The organism is Fusibacter ferrireducens, from assembly GCF_015352425.1.
Lineage (GTDB): Bacteria > Bacillota > Clostridia > Peptostreptococcales > Acidaminobacteraceae > Fusibacter_A > Fusibacter_A ferrireducens.
The window spans coordinates 192,611-213,504 of record NZ_JADKNH010000010.1; the positions used below are offsets into that span (position 1 = coordinate 192,611).

Genomic DNA, 20,894 nt, shown 5'->3' on the forward strand with positions numbered 1-20,894 from the left:
GTTATATCAAAGGAGAATATCAGATGAAAGAAAATCAGATCTTAAAAACGCTTCGTGAAGGCAAGTTATCCATTGGAGCGGCTGTTCAAATGGCATGTGTAGACAATGTCGAATTAATTGCACGTAACAATTTCGATTTCGTGTGGATAGACTGTGAGCACGGCCTCATTGACACAACACAATCTATTCAGCTCATAAGAGCTGCTGAAAGCTTTAATGTAACTACACTGGTAAGACTTGCCGATAAGCATGATCGCGGCGCACTTCAGCGAATGCTTGACGTTGGTGTTGGCGGTCTCATCATCCAAGAGATTGAGAGCAAAGAAGAAGCTGCGCATTTTGCTTCTCTACTCAAGTTTCCACCAAAAGGTGAACGCGGCGCATGTCCCGGTTCAAGAGCTTTTAATGTCCTAGGCGGTAATATGTCATGGGAGGCATTCACACAGGCTGCTAACATCAATACCATGTACTGCGTTTTGATTGAAAGCCAAAAGGGTGTTGAAAACATCGAAAGCATCTTAGATGTTCCTGGAATAGACATGGTTGTCCTCGGCCCTTTTGACTTATCACATTCACTGGGACATCCTGGGCAGTGGGATCATCCAGAAGTCATTGAAGCACTGAAAACAGTCAGTAGTGCAGCAAGGAAAAGGAATATTCCTGTTATGTGCGTACCACTTTCACCTACAGATGAAGGTCTCAAAACTGAAGTTGGCACATGGCTGGCACATGGTTGTCAAATCGTCACAGCGACCATTGATACAATTGCACTTAACAAAAGCTTGAAGCATACGCATGATATACTATTTGACAAATTTAATGCTGACATCTAACTGAATTGTGATCTTGAATCTTAAATAAAATATTGTATTAAGACAGTATCACAACTTAAGACAGTATCACAGCAGAATAGTATTATAGCAGAATAGTATTACAGAAAATCTCCCTACATACCTTGTAATTATAGGATTTGTAGGGAGATTTATTTAAATTGATAAAATAAAACGTTGTATTTAGGTAAACCTGTGCTTAACTCGGGCCAATGATGCAATCCATGACATCAAATTCATCCCTCTAAAATATTCACACCTTTCCTTTGTAAATTATACTTTTGAATCTTTCGGACAATTGTGGAACTGCTTACATCCAATTTTTCTGCAATCTCATTAATCGTTAAATTGGATTTGATCATTTGGCTAAGAATATCTTTTTCATAAGCTTCGATGCGCTTTTTAAGTGTCACGTCATCTGTAAGACTGATTTGTACTTGTTGGGAGCAATAGGACAGAATTTCCGACGGTAGATAACGCGATGAAAGCTTATTCTCCGGAGATAGGACATAAATACGTTCAATTATATTGTTCAGTTCACGAATGTTTCCGGGCCAAGGATATTGCATGAAATACCTTTCTAGATCCCATGAGAAGCGCTTTTCAGTTTGGTTTTTAGCGTTTATCTTATTTAGTAAATGTAGTGCAATCGGTAGAATATCTTCTTTTCGTTCTCTTAATGGCGGTATGTGCACAGGAATCACATTTAAACGGTAGTACAAATCATTTCGAAACTCTCGACGTTCCACTAAATGCATGAGGTCTTTATTCGTCGCCGCAATGACTCGTGCTCTCATCATTTTTTCTTTAACGCCACCAATGCGGAAAAACTTTCGATCCTGCAATACCGTTAAAAGCTTGACCTGTAACATCAAGGGCATTTCACCGATTTCATCTAAAAAGACAATGCCATCCTCTGCTAGTTCAAAAATACCCGGTTTACCATGTTTGCCTGCTCCGGTAAAAGATCCCGGTTCGTATCCGAAGAGCTCAGATTCTAGAAGCGATTCAGGAATTGCACCACATGAAATTTTGACAAAGGGCTTATCCGGTCGACCGATGTGATGGACCAATTTTGCAAAAACATCTTTCCCCACACCGGATTCACCTGTGATGAGTATGGTTGAATCAACACTCGAAATACGTTCAGACAACTCAAATAGCCACTGAATCGTCTTCTCACTTCCCGAAAGCTGAAAATCAGTTTCTTTCGTTGTGAGTGCGCTGAGTTTTTTCAGCAGTGCACTGGTAATTTGCTTTTGATTGTCGAGTGCTTGTTTGTATTCATGATGGATTGTGTGGATTTCACTTTTTAAGTTGTTAAGGTCTGTGATGTCTCTGATATTGCCGAATACTCCGCGAAAGATTCCCGCTTCATCAAATACAGGAATCCCAGTTACCAAGATCTCATTTTGGTGATCACGACCGTAGTTGATGACTTCAGAACAAGGTGATTTATCTTCAAATATTTTATGAAACAAGGTCGCTATTGGATAATCTTTTGCCAGTAAATCGTACAGCGTATTAGAAAATATGAATTCTTGAGAAAGTCCTGTTATCTCACTATATGACTTGTTAACATACTGTATGATGCCATTTTCATCTGTATAGGTTATACCATCATACGAATGATCTAGCATCATCCTCATAATTTCCGTCGATAAACTCATAGGGCCCCTCCTATTTGTATAAACTACTTATTTTCACACAAGCCATTGCCACCAAGGCAAAAAGATAAACAATCCAAAAAACAACATGATCGGTAATAAAATAATACCATATTTTATCACCGGTGAGTTATCATAGTAGCCACTTCCATTCCCTAAAAGTAAAATGACGTTATGAAAAGGTAATACAAAATGTCCACAAATGGCAATAAAGATCAAGAACATGATATTTACCGGATCAACGATGCCTTCGGAAATTGTCATAAGTCCGGGAATGACAACCGACATCGTCGTTACGTTGCTACCTAATAACATATGCAAAAACACCGTCACCAAGATCACAATCAGGGCATAGTAGGTAGAATACGTGTTGGGGAAGATCGGTATGAATTTTGAAAATATGGCTAAAGCAAGTCCACTATAGGTCATAACCGGTCCTATTGAAAATGCGGCCGTTAAAAAGATAAGTAGATGAATATTAACGGATTTGAAATCTTTTGATGTTAACATTTTTAACAAGAACATAATCAGGGTACTTAGGATGACAGTATAAGTCCCGCTGAACCCATGTAAATCCTCTGTCGCCCAAGCGAGCAACATCATCAAAATAATGATTAATTCACGCTTTTGCCCGTTTGTCAGTTTCATGGTCGCTTTATGAACTATCGTATTCACTGCTTGCTTGTATTCACCAAGGGCATTTTTGAAGACCAAACAAAAGGTGAATAATCCCACAATAGAAAAAAGCAAGGTGGGTAATGTCATATACTTTATCCATGTCCCTTCAGAAACGGTAAGGCCACTCATACCGATAAGGGCATTGTTCAAAATAATATCGCCGCGTATCAGGGTCATGTTGACAAACATTGAAAATAGAAACACTGCAAACATTAGAATAGATTGTGTTTGCTTTGACAGTGACATTTTTTTATAATATTGATAAAAAATATGTGATAGGATAATGACTCTCGAAAAGGGTTGCGGTATGACAAAAATCATGATTAACGCGAGACCCATAATCACACCTAATAGTGTGATCCCTGACTTTGCATATTTGATGATTAAAGGTTCAATAATGACCTCTGCCAGTCCCGTGTTGGCAATGCCTTGTGAGAACACAAATGAGAATACGATGAGCAGAAAATTTTCAGAAAGCGGAAATTGCAACAGTTTCAACACTGGAGGGTGTCCAAATGCATAAAAAAGCACTAAGGCAATAACGGAAGTGATCGATTTATGAATTGCGTTGTTGACCCAAAAGGTAATGGTCATTACCAATGTCGCTAGGACAATCGTTTGTTCAAATGTCAATATTGCCGGTTTAAGGAGAATGATGATCACCGGCAGGACAAGCCCGAATAACATTCTCTTTACATTTATTTTCATGCGCTAAATCTCCTTCATATGTTAGAATAAAAAAGATGCCCTTCTTTAAAGGCGCTCAGGACATCCTATTTGATTTCTTAGATATAACTCTCTATGATATGACCCTCTCTGATTCACTTTAATTTAATAATTGATTAAGCTGTATATGTCGCCAAGGCAATTGAAAGCAACTTCCCATCGATAGACTCCGTTCTTGAAGTAAATACAATAGGAACTGCAGCGCCGACAGTTGCCGCGACGACTTGTTTTTTCGCCATGTATGTCAAGGATTTTGTCAGTACATTACCAACGAGTAAATTGGGTACAAGCACGATGTCTGCCACCCCTGCAACAGGACTATTGATCCCCTTGTGTGCTGCTGCTTCTTTAGATATGACATTGTCAAAAGCAAATGGGCCATCAACAATACAGCCTTTGATCTGACCTCTTTCCGACATCTTTGACAGCACCGCAGCATCAATTGTATCTTGCATTGTGAGATTGATATTTTCCACGGATGCCAATATGCCTACTTTAGGTATTTCAATGCCCAATTGGTGTGCCAATGCAACGGCATTTTCAATGATTTCTTTTTTTCCCATTGTATCAGGAGCAACACTGATTGCGCAATCTGTTATCATCAGTAAGCCATCGTTTTCGAGATTTTCTGTGATGGAAATTTGTGTAATGTGACGACCGGTATTTAGACTTTTTTCTTTATTGAGAATTGCCTTCAAGAAGACATTCGAATGAATGAGTCCCTTCATAAGTGCACCCGCTTTACCATTAACAACAAGATCTACAGCAAGATCAGCTGCTTTTTTGTGATCTAGTTCATGATATATTTCCGCTTTGATTTGCATTTTATGCGCTTCAATGATGCTTTTAATCGCCAGTTCATCTCCAATGAGGATGAATTCAGCAAGGTGCTCTTCTAACGCTCTTTCAACAACAATAAGTGTATCTAAATCTTCTGCGGCTACAACGGCAATTTTCTTTTTCTCTTTTTCTTTTGCAGCCGTCATAAGTTGTGCTAAGTTCTGAATTTTCATCTTAGTTTCCTTTCTATACTAACATAATCACATGTTCTAATAAGGTTGCGTACTTTCGATCTTGTTTAGATATCTAAAGGCATTCTCTGCTAAAGAGAGCATTTCATTTTCTCCTGCATAGATATAAACAGGGGCAATATAGCCGACATATTCTTTTAAAGTGCTCGTAAAATAATTAGAATGTGCGATACTTCCCGTTAGTAAAATACTATTGACTTTACCCTTTAATACAGTGGCAGCACCACCAATTGCTTTTGCAACTTGATATGCCATTGCATCATAGACGTCTTTGGCATAATCATCACCCTTATCAATACGCGATTCAATATCTAAGGCACTTGACGTTCCCAGGTATGACATGAGACCACCTCCACCGGTTATCTTTTTGAGAATCTCTTTCTCAGTGTACTCTCCGCTGAAACACATTTTTACCAAATCGCCCACTGGAAGACTCCCAGAACGTTCAGGTGCAAAAGGGCCATCTCCATCAAGTGCATTATTGGCATCAATCATTTTGCCATTCAAATGTGAAGCGATCGAAATACCGCCACCAAGATGAACGACGACAAAATTTTCATTTTCATAGATGAGATCATTCTGTTCACAATGCCTTTTGGCAATGGCTTTGTGGTTGAGAGCATGAAAAGAACTGATGCGTTTAAGCTCCTTAATGCCACTATAGCGTGCTAAGTCACAGAACTCATCCGTGATTGGCGGATATGCAGTAAGTGCCGGCATTTGATATGCCATTCCGAACTCTCTGGCTAAAACACAGCCTAATCCAGCGGGATGTACACCATAGTTGCCAGTATAGATATCATCAATCATCGCTTTAGATATTTCATAAATGCCGCCAGGGATTGGACGACAGTTACCACCACGCGAAATGACTGCATCAAACATTTCAAAAGTATACCCTTGATCTGTCACCCATTTAATGACTGCTCTCTTTCTAAAGTCCTTTTGATCCATCGTATGGTCAAATGCAGATAATTCTTCGGGGTTGTGTTGAATAGACGATTTTACAACTTCAACACCCTCTTTATAAATCGCCAATTTGGTTGAAGTAGATCCAAAATTCATTACCAGTATCTTGCTATTCATATTGCACCTCTTTGATTTTTGATTTTTTATGTCAAACATATTAAAAGTCAGACATATTAAAAGCAAAACGGATGCCAAATAGCTGAATCCATTCAAATCACCGCATTGATAATAAAAATCATCACAAAATACAATCCATTTTGCATATAAATGTACTATTGGAAAGACAATATATGCATTATTGCATATTCAAATGGGCCCAAACTCGCTATAGCGACTGAAATCGCTATAAACATTCAATATAGTCACATTTGAATACGGATAGTCATATTTAAATATACTTCGTTATTTGATTAACAATTATAACTCAGAATTTATATTGTTAAAATTTTTCCAACGTTGGCATTAGATGCGTTTAACCCAATGCAATAATTTTGGCTCACAGTTTGGCACTGATATTGCTCTTAATTTTGGACGATGCATCAATAAATTTTGAAAGGGTGGAAAATATGTCAAGCAATACAATTGCATTATTAGTCGTGGTGTTTTACATGGTCGCACTGATTTCTTTTTCTTTCTACGCTAAATACGCACAGGCTAAGAAATCGAAAAACAGCGACTCTGGGGAAAGCTTTTTACTGGCAAACCGCAGCTTCGGTACGGTTCTTGTTATGGTAACCATTGTAGGTGTCGCCCTTGGTGCTAACGGTACTGTGGGAATTGCACAAAATGGTTATGGTTTTGGTATATCTGCTGGATGGTATGATGGCGCTTTTGCTATCGGGATCATTATCACCGCTTTTCTATTTGTAAAGAAGTTGAGAAGTCTAAATTTATCAACTATTTCACAAATATATGGGGACTATTATGGTGAAAAAACTCGACTTGTAAGTTCAATCGGTCAGTTGTTTATGAATTTTTGCATTATGATTGCCCAATATATTGCAGGTGGTGCTATATTGAGCAGTTTGCTACCGCAGTATTTTACCCTATCAAGTGGTATGCTATTATCTGCAATCATTTTCTTGGCAATCGCTTCAATCGGAGGCATGATGTCAACGGGCGTAACCAACATTGTAAACATTGGACTTTTATATGTTTCCGTCATCATCGCAGTGATCTATACCATCAAAGGTGTCGGCGGTATCGGCCCGCTCATGGCTGGTTTGCCCGATCGAGAGATGTTCTTACATCCAATAGATGGATTAGGATTCGGTGTTTTTCTTTCATATCTAATTCTCTTCTTTGTGCATGTGCCTACAGCTCAGTCAACGGTACAAATGATTTTTGCAGCAAAAGATGAAAAAGCAGCACTTCGCGGCTATTTAATCGGTGGACTCATGGTATTGCCTTTTGGATTTGCAACGGCACTCATCGGCATGGCAGGTCGTGTTATGTTCCCAGCACTTGAAAATACAGCTATGGCACTTCCAGCAGTGATTGTGACATTCCCTGGTGCCGTAGCAGGTATTGTACTTGCAGGAATGTGGGCAGCAGATGTCTCCACAGCAACATCACTTATTCTCGGTAACTCAGCACTATTTATCAATGATATATACAAGCCACTTAAAAAAGATGCTACTCAAATCAACGAAGTAAAGCTATCCAAGGTTATAGGCGTTATTTTTACAGTGCTCACACTATTTTGTGCTTTCTTTGTGAAGTTTTTATTACAGTTCATCACCATGGGACTATCACTTTGTGTGGCATATTTCATCATCCTAATTGCATCACTCTATTTTCCAAAACTATGTAAGCGCAATAGCGCCATCTTAACACTGATTGCAAGCTTTATTGTCGTTGCACTTTGGATGACGGTGCCGACATTTAAAGGCATGTTTTCTCATGTCATCTATCCGCAGCTTATCATATGTAGTTTAACCTTCGCATTGGTATCGGTCCTTGATAACACACCCGCACCATTTAGAAAAGAAGCTACCCTGACTGCAGAAAATCAAATGAGCTAAAATCATAGGAGGTTACATTATGGCTAGAAAAGTTATTATTACAGTGGCTCTAACAGGGGCCTTTCACGGCAAAGAAGCAAATCCGAATTTACCTGAGCAGCCAGAAGAAATTGCACAGGCAGCGTATGAAGCCTATAAAGCGGGTGCATCAATTGCACACATTCACGCCCGAGATAAAGACGGTAAATCTACAAATGATCCGAAAATTTTTAGCGAGATCAACCGTTTGGTTAGAGCAAAATGTCCCATCATTATTCAAAACTCCACAGCGCCTGCAAATGTTCCTGGCACTGTTGCTGAGGACGGATTAAAAGTTTTAGAAGCAGAGTACTTACCGGAAATGTGCTCTCTTGATTGTTCACTCATTGCAACGAGTTGGTCAGATAGAACCTTCATCTATGAATGGACAAGAGATTTCTTGATCGATGCCGCTAGACGAATGAAAGCATTAAATATCAAACCTGAATTAGAGGTGTTTAATCCGACTTCAATAGAGGATGTTGTCCATTATGTGTATCCTAAAGGCGTCTTAGATGATCCGCTTTCATTTAGTTTCGTCATGGGCATGGACAGAAATAGCCAACAAGCAATGGCCTATTCAAACGAAACCTTAATTCATTTGATTAACAAGGTCCCTGCCGGAAGTCATTTTTCAGCACTGGCGATCGGAAAACACCAATTGCCTGGTAGTGTCATGACTATGCTCATGGGAGGCAATGTGCGTGTCGGTTTTGAAGACAATGTCTATTTTAGAAAAGGTGAACTGGCAACAAGCAATGCACAGCTGGTTGAGCGCGTTGCCAATCTAGCGGTAGAACTTGGTCTTGAAGTTGCTACGCCAGAAGAAGCGCGTGAAATATTGGGTATTCCACAGTTATAGGTGATGGTATCGCATAAAGGAACTGCTACAAAACTAAGAAATTAGTTGAGTATCAGTTCTTTTTTGATTATTATTACATGGCTCCCGTTTATAGCTTAATATGATTATTGTAATATAACTATTGGAGAGTTCAAGGTTATTTTCATAAACCAATTAATACCGCCTAGATAGTAATTCATAGATATTTTAAATGGTTGCTATTAGATCGCGTTGAGTATAACCGATTTTTCACTTTACATAAAATATATTACATCATCAACCAAACAAGATAATTTAACACAAATATGTGGTTTTATGACAATTATTGACAAACACTTTAGAATAAGTAATAATTTATTTAAGGAGATGATTACTTATGAATTTTATGGTAGCTATAAGAAATAACACTAAAGCATTGCATTTAGCATCTGAAAACAGTGGCTTCATTAAGAGATTGATTGAAGGTAGAGCAAGTAAAGAAGCATATATTGAATATATATTTAATTTACATGCTATGTATAAAGCTATAGAAGACTCTCTTGATAATAATTCAGAACATGAAAGTATCAAGAATTTTCTTACGCCAGAACTTTATAGATCTGATTATATAAAAAAAGACTTAGAAATCTTAGCTGGAGATAGACTCTCTGAGATGAAATTATTGCCTTCTACAGAAGCATGCCTAGCTAGAATATATGAAGTAAGTAAGGAACATCCGGAGTTAATCGTAACCTATGCTTATGTTAGATTTATTGCAGATTTATTTGGCGGCAGAACATTCCCGGAAAAATTAACGAAATATTATGATGTTCCTACACATGCATTAAATTACTATATCCAGCCTGACATTGGAAATACAAGAGATTATGTAATGGCATATCACAAAAAATTCGACAAATTAAATCTATCTGAATACATGCAAAACTTATTTACTATAGAAATAAGTAATGTTTATATTTATAATATAGCTATTTCAAATGAGCTAGATGCAAAACTATACCCTGGTAAGTAACCGAGAATTTATTGGTGGAAATTTACAGGTATGTTATGTGCGTACCTCTTTCACCTACAGATGAAGGTCTAAAACTGAAGTTGGCACATGGCTGGCACACGGTTGTCAAATCGTCACAGCGACCATCGATACGATTTCACTTAACGAAAGCTTGAAGCATACGCATGATATACTATTTGATAAATTTAATGCTGACATCTAACAGAATTGTGATCTGGAATCTTAAATAAAATATTGTATTAAGACCGTATCACAGCTTAAATCAGTATCACAGCAGAATAGTATTACAGAAAATCTCCCTACACACCTTGTAATTATAGGGTTTGTAGGGAGATTTATAAAATTTTCAATTCACAATAAATCACGATCATCATTTCTCAAATTTAAAATTTCCGCCTCTTTTTCCCATTGATTTAACTATTTTGCACAACATATGTTACCCACATTTGTTACATACATTATATATATCAAATTTAACTGTCGATACAATTACTTTGTTGGGAGAATAATAACGGGGCTTTCATTTTTTTGTCTGATAAGGTCATATTGGATGGATTTCTGATCGCGATAATTTACATTTCGATACGATCATAGAATATTAAAAACAACTACTTATGTAATTAAGTAGGATCCTAAAAACTTAATCCATCAATCTCTTTTTTTCATATTCTCTTTTCATTATCAGTAATGCCTAATAATCGATATGACAATCATCTCCCCTATGAAAGTAATCACAGTTAAAAAGTAGCTCTATTTTAATATTCACTGTTTTCATCAATCAACCCTCCCAGCAATCTTGAAGGCACGACTGATATCAAAGCCATTGGTCTCTTTATAGATTTCTTCTTTTTGGCCCCCAAGATTGATGCTTCTATAATAGAGGTTTCTGAGGTTATTATTGCTTTTCACATTTGTAAATCGCATATACCGGTTTTTGGGATTCGTTGTTGTAAAGATAATTGAATTTGTACTTAGCATCTCAAGTGGTCTTAAGTTATGCGACGTGAAGATCAACTGTCCTTTTCCGTTTTCACTGATGATCTGAAGAAGTTCACCAAGTAAATATTCGGAGATGCCTGCGTCCAGTTCATCAACAACCATGCATACGGTTGGATTATTGAACATTGTAATCAACGTGCTCAATATTGAGATAATCTTTTTGATACCGTCCGACTCATACTTTAGAGGCACTTTTATTTCTTCTCTTATTGATATAAGTTCTATACGAACACCTTCATTGCCATCATTTGTCAGTTGCTTGCTGTGGTTTTTGAGTCCAATGTTCAGTCCCGGAACAATCGTTTCCAGTACGATATTCATTTGATCGATAATTTTGACGACAACATTATACACTTCCTCTGGAACCACCGATGGCTTTAACAGACCAATTGCCAAGTCGCCCTGTGTCACCTTTTTCTCATCCAACAACCTGAAACTAAAGGGAATCAACAAGCTCATGCTAATCATCCCTGAATGATGGTTCTTGATGATGAAGAGATTAACTTTAGCATAATGCTTCAACGCCAAAATAATATCATTATAGCTTTTGAAGGCTTCGCTTTTTTTTATGATGTCTTCTAACTCCATACCAAAAACAAAGGAAGTACAATTTTTCTCTGACATCTTCTTCGCCACACCCAAATCAATTTGAACATCTGAATTTTTTGAAGTGAGTAAACGATAGCTTTTTACTGGCTTAAACGTATATTCTTTGTTTGCAAGTTGATAATCTATTATGCCTGCCTTGCTCGTCCAGTCTCCTTCAATGAATTCTTTGTAAGCTAAATATTCCCTAATGACTCTTGCTTTGTTTTCATCCGTTCTTTCAATTTCCACTTCGTAGAAAACCTGATATATATGATCTTCTTGGTTCAAATCAAAATCTAATTTTATAGTTGCTGTTTCTTCTTTTTCAAAGATATAATCACCTGCATCTTTAGGCAATTCTTGACCACTTATGAGATGTTTCACAATCCACATGGCATCTACGAAGGCTGTTTTACCTGAACCATTTTGGCCATATATGCCAAGGATTTCAGAACACATTAATTTATTTGATGATGAATTATCATTTGGAAAATCAAGTTTCCCGTATTCAACATTTTTTATATTATACAATTCAGCTTCTTTTATACGAATCATAGAATCTTTCATTATGTACACCTCCTGCTACAAAAAATATTATCACAAATCTCTTGATTTATAAAATCATTAATAAATATCGGTACATTTTATGTTCATTTTCCTAAATTTATTCGTATTTTAGAAATTTTATGCTTTGTCAGAATTCCTAATTCAATTATATTCTCTATTATAGAACTCTTTTTAATTTTATCAAAAAATCTTCCATACCTTCAGAGTAATCATCATTAGCTATTAATGGAGAGTCATTTAATAAGCGGCCGCAATAGTAGTAATTACATGGATCTAGAGTTTAAGGATGAATAAAAAAAGACCTTAAAACAAACTGAGATAGTTTGTTTCAAGGTCGATTTTGATTTTAAATTTTAGATGGGAGGGAAATTTGGTTTGCCTCGGGACATGGTGCTCAACTTTGTGAACATATTATACCATACATAAAAACATAAGACCTTCGTAGAGTTACTTTTAGAAAATTAAATGTTCTCCACTATTTGTTATATTCTATAGATCTCATGTAATCTTGTACAAAACAAGTCCGTTGTCATGCCTTTGATGCCAGTAACATTCTCATCTAAGATGTCAACGCTCATAGCTTTAACAAACCTTTTCATATCCGCTTCTACCATTCCATGTAATTCAATTTGGACATCCGCAGAAATTAGCGTTAGTAATTTAGCCACATCATTTCGATGTTTTTTAATATGCTTTGATAATCCTTCTTCACCAGCATTATGTCGATCAGTTAATTCACACCATGCCTTCGCTTTAAAGGGAATCAATCGAAGTTCATCTAATACAGATAACCCTTCAATTTTTTTCTTACCTTGAAGTAAAAAAATATAATAGTCGCTATTAAGCAAAATAGCTGAAAGGCTCGCAATATCATCTGCAATATGAAGTGGTATTAAATGATATCCTTCAGCCAATTTAAACTCGTTTGGTTCTCTCGCAAATAACTCCACCATTTGAGGGAAGTCAATATTCTTAGGCTTATCAAACCGATAAAAATTTTGATTCTCGCTGCTCATATAAATATTTCTATAGCCTCCTGCTTTGATAAATTCCCAAAATACTTCTCCAAAAGCTGAATCAATCATTTCAACAATTAAAACCATATCGATATCCTTAGTCGCTCTAAAATCAAGACCTACTTCTTCAAATATTATCGTGCAAGCTGTTCCACCAATCAGTACATAGTAATTATCAAACTCGCTGAAATATGTTTTAAACGCCTCTAGTCCTCGCATAAAGCCTCCTCAATAAGTTGCTCCAACTCAATCTCAACTCTAGGATCGTTATCTTCTTGATAAATAGCGTATAATGAAAAAACATCTATAATGCCATCTTTTGAAAATAAGTTTGGATTGTACTTCCAGCGTTCTACCCGAACAGCTTCCATATCATCTTCAACATCTGATTCTTTAATTATTAAGGTGGGCTCAATCTGATCAAAACTATATTTATCTAGAGCATAGCTGATAACTTTTTCACTACTCATCATTGTAAGAGCAGATAAAGCTAAATCACTTGAGCTAATTTGGTGATTCACATTATTGGAATGCTTTAGATATTTCACTTTACTAATCGGGGGAATCATATATTTCTTTCCAGCTTCCCAACAAAATTTCTTATTCATTCTGTAGTATTTCTTCTTAGTTCCCAAGCCAATCTCTTCAACGATTCCCAAGCTTACTAATTGCCTTATCCCCCGATTGATAGTCATCATGCTTAATCCGAGCTCTTCTCCAATTTCTCTCGTTACAATCTCATTCTCTTTACTAAGTAGGATTCTAATATAAATCATTTGTGTTGCAGCGGTAAATTTATCGAATTTATTGGAAACATTCGTAACCTTTTCTGTGAAGTTAATAAAAATAAATGGTAAATACAAATGTTTACCAGGTACTATAAACGGCACTCTTCTTATGACAAGCTTTCTTCTTTTTCCAGAATCTAAATCATTAAATATCAACACAGGTCTTTCAACACCGAATTCCTTAACTTTTTTTAAATGCTTGATTATTTTATCTATGCTGAATTTTATATCTTCTTTTTCCATCAGTATACAGTCTAAATCATGAATTTTACATTCAGAAAACTTGTATTCGTTGGTTAGGAATAATGGTAATTTCTTTACCCCTTTAAAGGGCTTTATTTCTACAGTCTCATCTAGTTGTTCCTTTAAATAATCTATCATATCCAATTGTTTCACCTCACTTAATAACATTTTTAAAATCATTATAACATTTAAAATGTTATAACTCAAACCAAAATGTTATAAACAACAAAAAAGGGATGATCATAAAACAATCATCCTTTAGAATCGATTAATATTCATCTAATACAAATTATAGAGTTATCTCTTGGTTGTTTATTGATCCCAAGTAAACGCAGTTTTTCTTTTTCAGACTCTAAGATTTGATCCAAAGCTGAAGCGATTTCTTCTGAGTACTTTTAGGTTTTTCTGCTTGAAGCATCATACTTGGGTTTAGACACAATTTTTTCTTGGATTTCTTTATCATTTGCGTTTGTTGTAAGCTTGTTATTTTCATTCTGATATTCTTTCCAATAATTGCGTACTTGTCCATTAAAGTGATCATCTCCTATTTCCTCCAAAGATAGTTTAAACCTTTGGGGATCAAATTTGAATTATTGGACCGTTTTTCAACTGATTATTTTATTGAAAATGGACCACTTTTAGATTAACAAATACAGCTTTGTCAAAATTCCTACTTCAACTATATTTTCTATTATAGAACTCTTTATAATTTTATCAAAAAATCTTTCATACCTTCAGAGTAATCATCTAAGCAATCTCAGTTTGCCCTTATGCTTATTTCAACCTTTCCACAATTCCCAACGTAAACAAAATGATTTTTTCGTACAAATGAGAAAAATCATGGAGCATATAAAACGACTTCCAGTCATGCCTCAGCAATGCGTAGCATTGAGCATTTTCAAGGCTTTTCATGCTCACATTATCCCTATTATCACCTTTTATTTTCCCTCTTAGTCAAGAAGCAGTCAAAAGGCAGTCATATTTGACTTTAATTATAAATTAATATAATTCCTCAAACTCAACTTCAATCGCTTCTCCTGATTGTCTCCATATTGCAAATTCTTCTTTTTGCTTCTTCTTAAGTTCCAACTCACTATTCAACATATCAACTCGGTCTCTTAAGTCCAAATAGCTCTCGAAGAACATTTCGATAAAACCATCATAGTTATCCAAGAGATCAAGTAGTTCTTTTCTCTGCTTCTCAAATTTTTCAACAACATCATCAATGCCTTTTCTAAATTCCTTTTCCTTTTCTTTTTCAGAGTACATTTCCCAAACATCAACACCAATTCCTACTACATCACCAATTATAGGTAAAGCATTGTTAATCCCCTTTGCTAATTTAACAGCGCCCCATGGCTTAAACTTGATTGGCAGTTTTAAGAAATCTCTAGACGCAAGTATTGCTTTATTTGTAACTTTGATAGAGCCTTTCTTAAGAAATGCTCCTCCTGCCTTAATGCCCTTAAATGCCATATCACCTAAAACACTTTGATAATGATCTACGCCAGCATTATAACTTACTTGCAATTGATTGATTTCTTGTAAAGCACCACCTAATTGTCTTTCGAACTCATTTTTTATTTTCGTTTCTAACACTATTCCTTCACTACCAATATTACGTTGAAAGAACTCGTCAAACGTCTCTATACTTGTTCCTTTAGCTTGAAGAATCAAATCAGTAAACGTATCTGATACATACTCTCTTAAATTGATACGTGCAGTTTTCATCCGATTGTTTGTTTTTTCTAGTTCAATCTGCATATCCTCACTTAATTCACCTAATTGAATACACTCCAAATATGCTTTTTCAACTCGCTCATGTGCAACTGGAAGTTCTCTAATCAAAACATCAGATACAATACTCTTTTGTGTTGCTATAATCAAATCACTTTTGCTACCTGAAGAAGAAATCTTGTTTGCTGTTGCTTCTTGTAAAAGTTCTATATGTGATAATTTCTTAAACTCTTCTAAATTATCAAGCCAATATTCTAAACCTTTATCAAATGGGTTTGAAGAAACACCAACTATGACAACTTCTTGATTTTGATCAAGAATCTCAAAATCACGTAATCGCTCGATTATATTTTTTCTTTTTATTGCAAGACCTTGAAGGTAATCATCCTCGTCTTCTATATCCACTTCTTCGTCAAAACGCCCTATCACAAAAATTGTACGGTCCAATATGTTCAAGTCTTTGAACAGCCATTGTAAATCTTTTTTATGACTATCTTTAATGGGATTATTTGGATTCATTACATAAAGTACTAAATGTGCTTCACTTACATATTTTTTTGTAATATCTTTGTACTTCTCATTATTCTCATTTTCTTTTGAACCAAAAAGTCCTGGAGTATCAATGAGTAAGATATCACCAACTGTAAAACACACAATTTCGTCCGATGACTCTGAGTGACTTATTTTCATTATGGATTTATCATAGTCTTCAGCCCAAGCTGCAGCAATTGATGTTTTCCCCTCAGAAAATCCTCCAATTAATGCAACTTTCAAATTCTCATTCTCAGTATCAGAAATGCCTCTTCTTACTTTTTCAACTAGCTCTTCTTCAATTTTGACACCAAATTTTTTTCCTTCTTCTAAAAATTCTAATGTTTTCTCTAGTAAATCTACTACCTTCTTCTGTCCAGCTTTAAATACTTTTATCGTATCCATTTCATCTAACCCCTTCTCTAATAATTGTTGATTGGATTATTGCCATTTTATCTTCAGCTTCTTTTAAAATATAGATCATTGAATCTAGATTCTTTGTAGGTTTTCTAATATCATGTTTGAATTTTTCCATACTTTTACTTAGTTCATCTATTGAATTTTCAACAGATTTTAATTTGGATTTTAATATGTCTGAACTAGTTTTATCAATACTTTTATTCGCCACACTTTTTTGATGTGCAATCCTCTTTTTCTTATCAAATAAATTAATAAGGTTTTTTGAAACATTTATAAATGCTGCAAGCACAGCTAGTCCAATTACTAAAGGTCCACCCGCCAAAATAGCTGCGATAACTCCACCTATTGCTACAACTACTTCTATAACGCCTTGCCAATTATCAACACCTTTCAACTTAAGGTCAGCAAAGCTTTCACGATTGAGAGAAGTACGTTTACTATAAACGTCTAGCAATTCATTCTCATACCGATTATGCTTTTCAATAACAGACTTTATATTTTCTTTGTAATCATTTAAAACATTATCTATGGATTTATTCATTTTCCCATCTAACTCAACTAGAGAGTGTTCTAATATCTCTTCATATATTTCTTTAAAAACCTTTCCACTGATTTCTTTTTCAATTTCCAAATATATTTTTTCTCTAAGTTGTCTCTTGAAATTATCTATTTCTTTATTAATTGCATTTTGCAAATTTGTTTTTAATCCTATAATAGCTTCATCTAATTGATTTACTGTACCTCGTCTAGTTTTATCTAGTAGTTTCTTCAAATCCCTCAGTTCACCATACACAGCAGTTATTGATGTTATAGTATCGCTTAATCGTACACTTACCTTATTATAGTTTGACTTAATGATTTTAGATTTACATTCAGAAATAATATCATCTACAAGCCAGTTAGCAAATTGCTCTACTTGAGTTACTGAAAGTAGTTCATCGTGACGATGATACTTTTCAAGAAATTTTTCTTGTGCCTTTAGAAAAGCCTCCTGAGTGTTTTTCCCAACCGATAGAAAAGCTGGATAAGCAGTGAGCACCTTATTTTTGGAATAATGATTGCCTAAATTTTCCTTCATTATCGTTTCTAATTCTACCAGACTGTTTTCCTCATCTTCATTGATTAATCTAGGTCTAAGTTGCTGATGATTCTTCACTCTCTTATTGTATATGGAATAAACCTCTGTATGTTGCCCTAAATGTTTCTTAATTTTCTGGAGGGTGCCATTATTATCGTTTCCATTTTGGGGAGGTGCTGCCTTATTAGTAATGTAGAACACAATATGAGCCTTTTGAACAGCCGAATTAATCTCATGCATAACCAAATCTTCTTTACCTTCAATTCCTGGTAAATCTAATAATGCAAAACTTTGATTTTTTCGCGAAAAATTATATGATATCACATCTCTAGTATAATCCGATTGTCCATCTCCAATAATCGCACCATCAGAGAGGAGTAATATTTCTTCATTTAGTTGATCTAGTGTTTCTTTAAACTTAAGACTAATTTTTTCCATTTTCTCAAGTTCTAAATTCATTTCTTTACTTCTTAAATCAATCTCTATTTCAAGTTCATCACATTGTGAAATTAAATTATTTAAAGTGAACGAACTATTTTGGATACTGTTCTTTAAATCCCATAACATTTGTTGTTCTTTAAGAATTCCAATAATATAACGAAAGAAGTTTAACACTGATGATTTTTTCTTTTCATTTATGAGATTTTCTACTTCTGTCATTTCTTCTTCAAAACACTGAATATTCTTTTCAATTTCACAAATGTCTATCTTAAGTAAATCAACTTTTTCATTTAAGTTCTTAACCTCAAGACTGTACCCCTCATTAATTCCTTCCATCAACTTACAATGCGTGGCAAAGTTCTCTTCAATATCAATTATTTCATGTTTTTTTAAGTCAAAAGCTTCTCTTTCACTTACTTTAGTGGGTTCATCCAAGAGAATTCTCAAAGTTTCAATCAAAGTTGATTTACCTGCATTTGTTTCTCCATAGAAAGCTATATTGAAAACATCCCACTCAGCATTTTCATTTAATGATTCTAGTTCTAAACTTAACTTTGATTTCATTTCTTCTAACCGAGTTATTGCCTGTTCTAGCGCATTATGATCAACATCAGCATATTTTTTTGATTTAAATGCATCAATAATACTTTCTATTTCATGTGTAACTTTCTTATATATTTCGCTAGGAGTCCCAATTTTCAAATTATCATCTCCATATCATCTTCATCAGTGTAATTGAATAATCTACTATATGTCGGTTTATTATTGTTCATTAAATAAAGGTATTTATTTACATATGATACTTCAAATATACACTAAAAAAAGAGCCAAATCAAAAGTACTTTAATGCGTACTCTCAATTTGACTCTTTTCTTAAAATACATTCAAAACTTATCTAATCAAAATGATTGATTCTTCCAGTTTCTTTGGTAACTAATTCATACAACTCTTTAAACATAATCTGATTTTTATCGATTACAACAGCAATTTCTTCAGTGATGTTTGATTGTAAAGCATTCTGCAGTTCTCTTGTGATATTCCTTATCTCCAATGCCAACTTATCACTTTTAAACTTACCTACACTGATATGAACCTCGGCATTCAAAACAGCATCTCTTAAGTAATCACCTTTAATCTCACCCGTTACTTTTATTCTCTTGTCAATTGTTTCAAACTCTTCATCGGTACATCTAAAAGCCAAGGTTCTAGGTCTATGTCGATTTCTATTTGGACAAGCCATATCATCTCAGTTCCTTTCTGTATTCTTCATCTAGTTTATTAGCAATCTCAACTTGTTTATTGGGATATAGGTGTACATAAGTATTCAATGTGGTTTCTACTTTCTCATGTCCAAGCCTTTCAGCAATTGCTACTGGTGTAAATCCTAATTCTATCAAATGGCTACTGTGGCTATGACGAAGATCATGTAGCCTGATTTTCTTAACACCGCTCTCTTTTACACCGCGTTTCATTTCACATGTGAGATAACCCTTAGTAAATCTAAAAATCCTATCTCCTTTTTTCAACTTATATAGTTTTGAAAAGTAATCTTCAAAGTCTGCAGCTAGAAACTCTGGTATACTAACGATTCTCTTACTCTTTGCAGTTTTCGGTTCTGTAATGACATCACGCTTGTCAAATCGCTGATAGGATTTACTTATTGAAATCGTCTTTTTCTCAGTATTGATATCTGCTCTTGTTAACGCCAATAGTTCACCAATCCTCATTCCTGTCCAATACAAAGTAGTGAATGCTACATATGATTCTTGTTTATCCATAACAGCTTCCATGAAGGTATCAAACTCTTCCTTTGTCCAGAACTGCATATCTTCTGCATTACTTTTACCCATGCTGCCAGCCTTTTTACAGGGATTACTCTTAAGATCATAAAATCTCACTGCATGATTAAGTATTGCACTTAATTGGTTATTGATTGTCTTAAGATAAGTCTCTGAATAGCCTTGTCTCATCAGTTCATTTTGCCATTTCCTAATTGTTGCCGCTTTAACGTCACTTACGCGCATATTCTTGAAATATGGCAATACCTTTAAGTCAATGATATATTTCTTCGTCCGCATTGTATGCTCTTTTATCCTTGGCTCAATATCATCGTAGTATACTTCGATAAAATCAGCAAAGTTCATTGTAAAATCGGCTTGATGTTGTGACAAATAGCTTCTTACCCATTCCTCCGCTTCCTTCTTCGTTCGGAATCCTCGCTTTGTTGAGTTTTTTACATTACCCTGCCAGTCTTTATAGTAATATTGAATTTTCCATTTACCTGTTTTTGCATCTTTTGTTGCTTTCATAATCCGGTCTCCTTTATGAGTTTAAGCCATAATATTTTTCCTCAAAATACCTAATTGGTAACTTGCCAGAAATCACTAAGAAACCCTTTTCTTCAAGTTCCTTATTTAATCTTCTAATAATCCTGTAGCTATGGCTTACGCTTATATCAAGCATCGCTGAAATGTCTTCAGCTGAATAATAGATTTTCTTTACTTCAACCATATGATTTCACCTCTTATATATCAGTTATAAAAATCACCCATATATCAGAGTAATAGCGCTATCTTCTGAACTCATACTATCTCTTCTGATAATTCCAGGCAATGTTTCGTTTATTTTTCCTTTTCCATAAAAATAGCCTTAATCCGATATTCGAAATTACTAATACCGTTAAAGGCTTT

Annotated in this window: 17 protein-coding genes; 4 read left to right on the forward strand and 13 right to left on the reverse strand. The window is 35.1% G+C overall.

The window, feature by feature from the left end; genetic code table 11:
• The first annotated feature begins 23 nt into the window (after nt 1-23).
• Nucleotides 24-833, forward strand: coding sequence for an HpcH/HpaI aldolase family protein (locus ISU02_RS16665; protein ID WP_194702983.1), 810 nt, complete (start codon nt 24-26; stop codon nt 831-833).
• 233 nt (nt 834-1,066) lie between these two features.
• Here ISU02_RS16665 and ISU02_RS16670 read toward each other — a convergent pair whose 3' ends face one another.
• The 4 genes from ISU02_RS16670 to buk all read right to left on the reverse strand — a co-directional run bounded on the left by ISU02_RS16670 (nt 1,067) and on the right by buk (nt 6,018).
• Complete coding sequence (locus ISU02_RS16670) at nt 1,067-2,500, reverse strand: sigma-54 interaction domain-containing protein (RefSeq protein WP_194702984.1); 1,434 nt, start codon at nt 2,498-2,500, stop codon at nt 1,067-1,069.
• A 33-nt stretch (nt 2,501-2,533) separates the two neighbouring features.
• The gene (locus ISU02_RS16675; RefSeq protein WP_194702985.1) at nt 2,534-3,883 is read right to left on the reverse strand and encodes an SLC13 family permease; all 1,350 of its coding nucleotides are present in this window, start codon (nt 3,881-3,883) and stop codon (nt 2,534-2,536) included.
• A 134-nt stretch (nt 3,884-4,017) separates the two neighbouring features.
• On the reverse strand, nt 4,018-4,914 hold the full coding sequence (locus tag ISU02_RS16680; RefSeq protein ID WP_194702986.1) for a bifunctional enoyl-CoA hydratase/phosphate acetyltransferase: 897 nt from the start codon (nt 4,912-4,914) through the stop codon (nt 4,018-4,020).
• Nucleotides 4,915-4,950: 36 nt separating this feature from the next.
• Nucleotides 4,951-6,018 (reverse strand): butyrate kinase, encoded by a 1,068-nt coding sequence (gene buk / locus ISU02_RS16685; RefSeq protein ID WP_194702987.1) that lies wholly within the window; start codon nt 6,016-6,018, stop codon nt 4,951-4,953.
• A 449-nt stretch (nt 6,019-6,467) separates the two neighbouring features.
• Here buk and ISU02_RS16690 point away from each other — a divergent pair, with 449 nt between their 5' ends.
• From ISU02_RS16690 to ISU02_RS16700, 3 genes are all read left to right on the forward strand, one after another.
• Nucleotides 6,468-7,925: a sodium:solute symporter family protein gene (locus ISU02_RS16690; RefSeq protein WP_194702988.1), complete on the forward strand. Its 1,458-nt coding sequence runs from the start codon at nt 6,468-6,470 to the stop codon at nt 7,923-7,925.
• 19 nt (nt 7,926-7,944) lie between these two features.
• Nucleotides 7,945-8,805 (forward strand): beta-keto acid cleavage family enzyme, encoded by an 861-nt coding sequence (locus ISU02_RS16695; RefSeq protein ID WP_194702989.1) that lies wholly within the window; start codon nt 7,945-7,947, stop codon nt 8,803-8,805.
• Nucleotides 8,806-9,160: 355 nt separating this feature from the next.
• Nucleotides 9,161-9,796, forward strand: a complete 636-nt coding sequence (locus ISU02_RS16700; RefSeq protein WP_194702990.1) for a biliverdin-producing heme oxygenase — start codon at nt 9,161-9,163, stop codon at nt 9,794-9,796.
• A gap of 774 nt (nt 9,797-10,570) precedes the next feature.
• Here the strand turns inward: ISU02_RS16700 and ISU02_RS16705 are convergent.
• From ISU02_RS16705 to ISU02_RS16745, 9 genes are all read right to left on the reverse strand, one after another.
• Nucleotides 10,571-11,950: an ATP-binding protein gene (locus ISU02_RS16705; protein ID WP_194702991.1), complete on the reverse strand. Its 1,380-nt coding sequence runs from the start codon at nt 11,948-11,950 to the stop codon at nt 10,571-10,573.
• A 482-nt stretch (nt 11,951-12,432) separates the two neighbouring features.
• A complete protein-coding gene (locus tag ISU02_RS16710; protein ID WP_194702992.1) occupies nt 12,433-13,185 on the reverse strand; it encodes a hypothetical protein in 753 nt (250 codons plus the stop codon).
• Nucleotides 13,173-14,141: a helix-turn-helix domain-containing protein gene (locus tag ISU02_RS16715; RefSeq protein ID WP_207736364.1), complete on the reverse strand. Its 969-nt coding sequence runs from the start codon at nt 14,139-14,141 to the stop codon at nt 13,173-13,175. The genes ISU02_RS16710 and ISU02_RS16715 overlap by 13 nt, the downstream gene beginning before the upstream one ends.
• A gap of 208 nt (nt 14,142-14,349) precedes the next feature.
• Complete coding sequence (locus ISU02_RS16720; protein ID WP_194702994.1) at nt 14,350-14,538, reverse strand: hypothetical protein; 189 nt, start codon at nt 14,536-14,538, stop codon at nt 14,350-14,352.
• A 458-nt stretch (nt 14,539-14,996) separates the two neighbouring features.
• The gene (locus tag ISU02_RS16725) at nt 14,997-16,670 is read right to left on the reverse strand and encodes a LeoA/HP0731 family dynamin-like GTPase (protein ID WP_194702995.1); all 1,674 of its coding nucleotides are present in this window, start codon (nt 16,668-16,670) and stop codon (nt 14,997-14,999) included.
• A 1-nt stretch (nt 16,671) separates the two neighbouring features.
• Nucleotides 16,672-18,906 (reverse strand): hypothetical protein, encoded by a 2,235-nt coding sequence (locus tag ISU02_RS16730; protein ID WP_194702996.1) that lies wholly within the window; start codon nt 18,904-18,906, stop codon nt 16,672-16,674.
• A 193-nt stretch (nt 18,907-19,099) separates the two neighbouring features.
• Entirely contained in the window at nt 19,100-19,444 is a 345-nt protein-coding gene (locus ISU02_RS16735; RefSeq protein WP_194702997.1) for a plasmid mobilization protein, read from the reverse strand.
• Between the two features lies 1 nt (nt 19,445).
• Nucleotides 19,446-20,513, reverse strand: coding sequence for a site-specific integrase (locus ISU02_RS16740; RefSeq protein WP_194702998.1), 1,068 nt, complete (start codon nt 20,511-20,513; stop codon nt 19,446-19,448).
• Nucleotides 20,514-20,526: 13 nt separating this feature from the next.
• On the reverse strand, nt 20,527-20,715 hold the full coding sequence (locus ISU02_RS16745) for an ICEBs1 excisionase (RefSeq protein WP_194702999.1): 189 nt from the start codon (nt 20,713-20,715) through the stop codon (nt 20,527-20,529).
• Nucleotides 20,716-20,894 lie beyond the last annotated feature (179 nt).

What these genes read in the sequence shown, in the direction of transcription:
- ISU02_RS16665 (WP_194702983.1), top strand. Translation starts at nt 24, where the DNA reads ATGAAAGAAAATCAGATCTTAAAAACGCTTCGTGAAGGCAAGTTATCC.
- ISU02_RS16670 (WP_194702984.1), bottom strand. Translation starts at nt 2,500, where the DNA reads ATGAGTTTATCGACGGAAATTATGAGGATGATGCTAGATCATTCGTAT.
- ISU02_RS16675 (WP_194702985.1), bottom strand. Translation starts at nt 3,883, where the DNA reads ATGAAAATAAATGTAAAGAGAATGTTATTCGGGCTTGTCCTGCCGGTG.
- ISU02_RS16680 (WP_194702986.1), bottom strand. Translation starts at nt 4,914, where the DNA reads ATGAAAATTCAGAACTTAGCACAACTTATGACGGCTGCAAAAGAAAAA.
- buk (WP_194702987.1), bottom strand. Translation starts at nt 6,018, where the DNA reads ATGAATAGCAAGATACTGGTAATGAATTTTGGATCTACTTCAACCAAA.
- ISU02_RS16690 (WP_194702988.1), top strand. Translation starts at nt 6,468, where the DNA reads ATGTCAAGCAATACAATTGCATTATTAGTCGTGGTGTTTTACATGGTC.
- ISU02_RS16695 (WP_194702989.1), top strand. Translation starts at nt 7,945, where the DNA reads ATGGCTAGAAAAGTTATTATTACAGTGGCTCTAACAGGGGCCTTTCAC.
- ISU02_RS16700 (WP_194702990.1), top strand. Translation starts at nt 9,161, where the DNA reads ATGAATTTTATGGTAGCTATAAGAAATAACACTAAAGCATTGCATTTA.
- ISU02_RS16705 (WP_194702991.1), bottom strand. Translation starts at nt 11,950, where the DNA reads ATGAAAGATTCTATGATTCGTATAAAAGAAGCTGAATTGTATAATATA.
- ISU02_RS16710 (WP_194702992.1), bottom strand. Translation starts at nt 13,185, where the DNA reads ATGCGAGGACTAGAGGCGTTTAAAACATATTTCAGCGAGTTTGATAAT.
- ISU02_RS16720 (WP_194702994.1), bottom strand. Translation starts at nt 14,538, where the DNA reads ATGATCACTTTAATGGACAAGTACGCAATTATTGGAAAGAATATCAGA.
- ISU02_RS16725 (WP_194702995.1), bottom strand. Translation starts at nt 16,670, where the DNA reads ATGGATACGATAAAAGTATTTAAAGCTGGACAGAAGAAGGTAGTAGAT.
- ISU02_RS16735 (WP_194702997.1), bottom strand. Translation starts at nt 19,444, where the DNA reads ATGGCTTGTCCAAATAGAAATCGACATAGACCTAGAACCTTGGCTTTT.
- ISU02_RS16740 (WP_194702998.1), bottom strand. Translation starts at nt 20,513, where the DNA reads ATGAAAGCAACAAAAGATGCAAAAACAGGTAAATGGAAAATTCAATAT.
- ISU02_RS16745 (WP_194702999.1), bottom strand. Translation starts at nt 20,715, where the DNA reads ATGGTTGAAGTAAAGAAAATCTATTATTCAGCTGAAGACATTTCAGCG.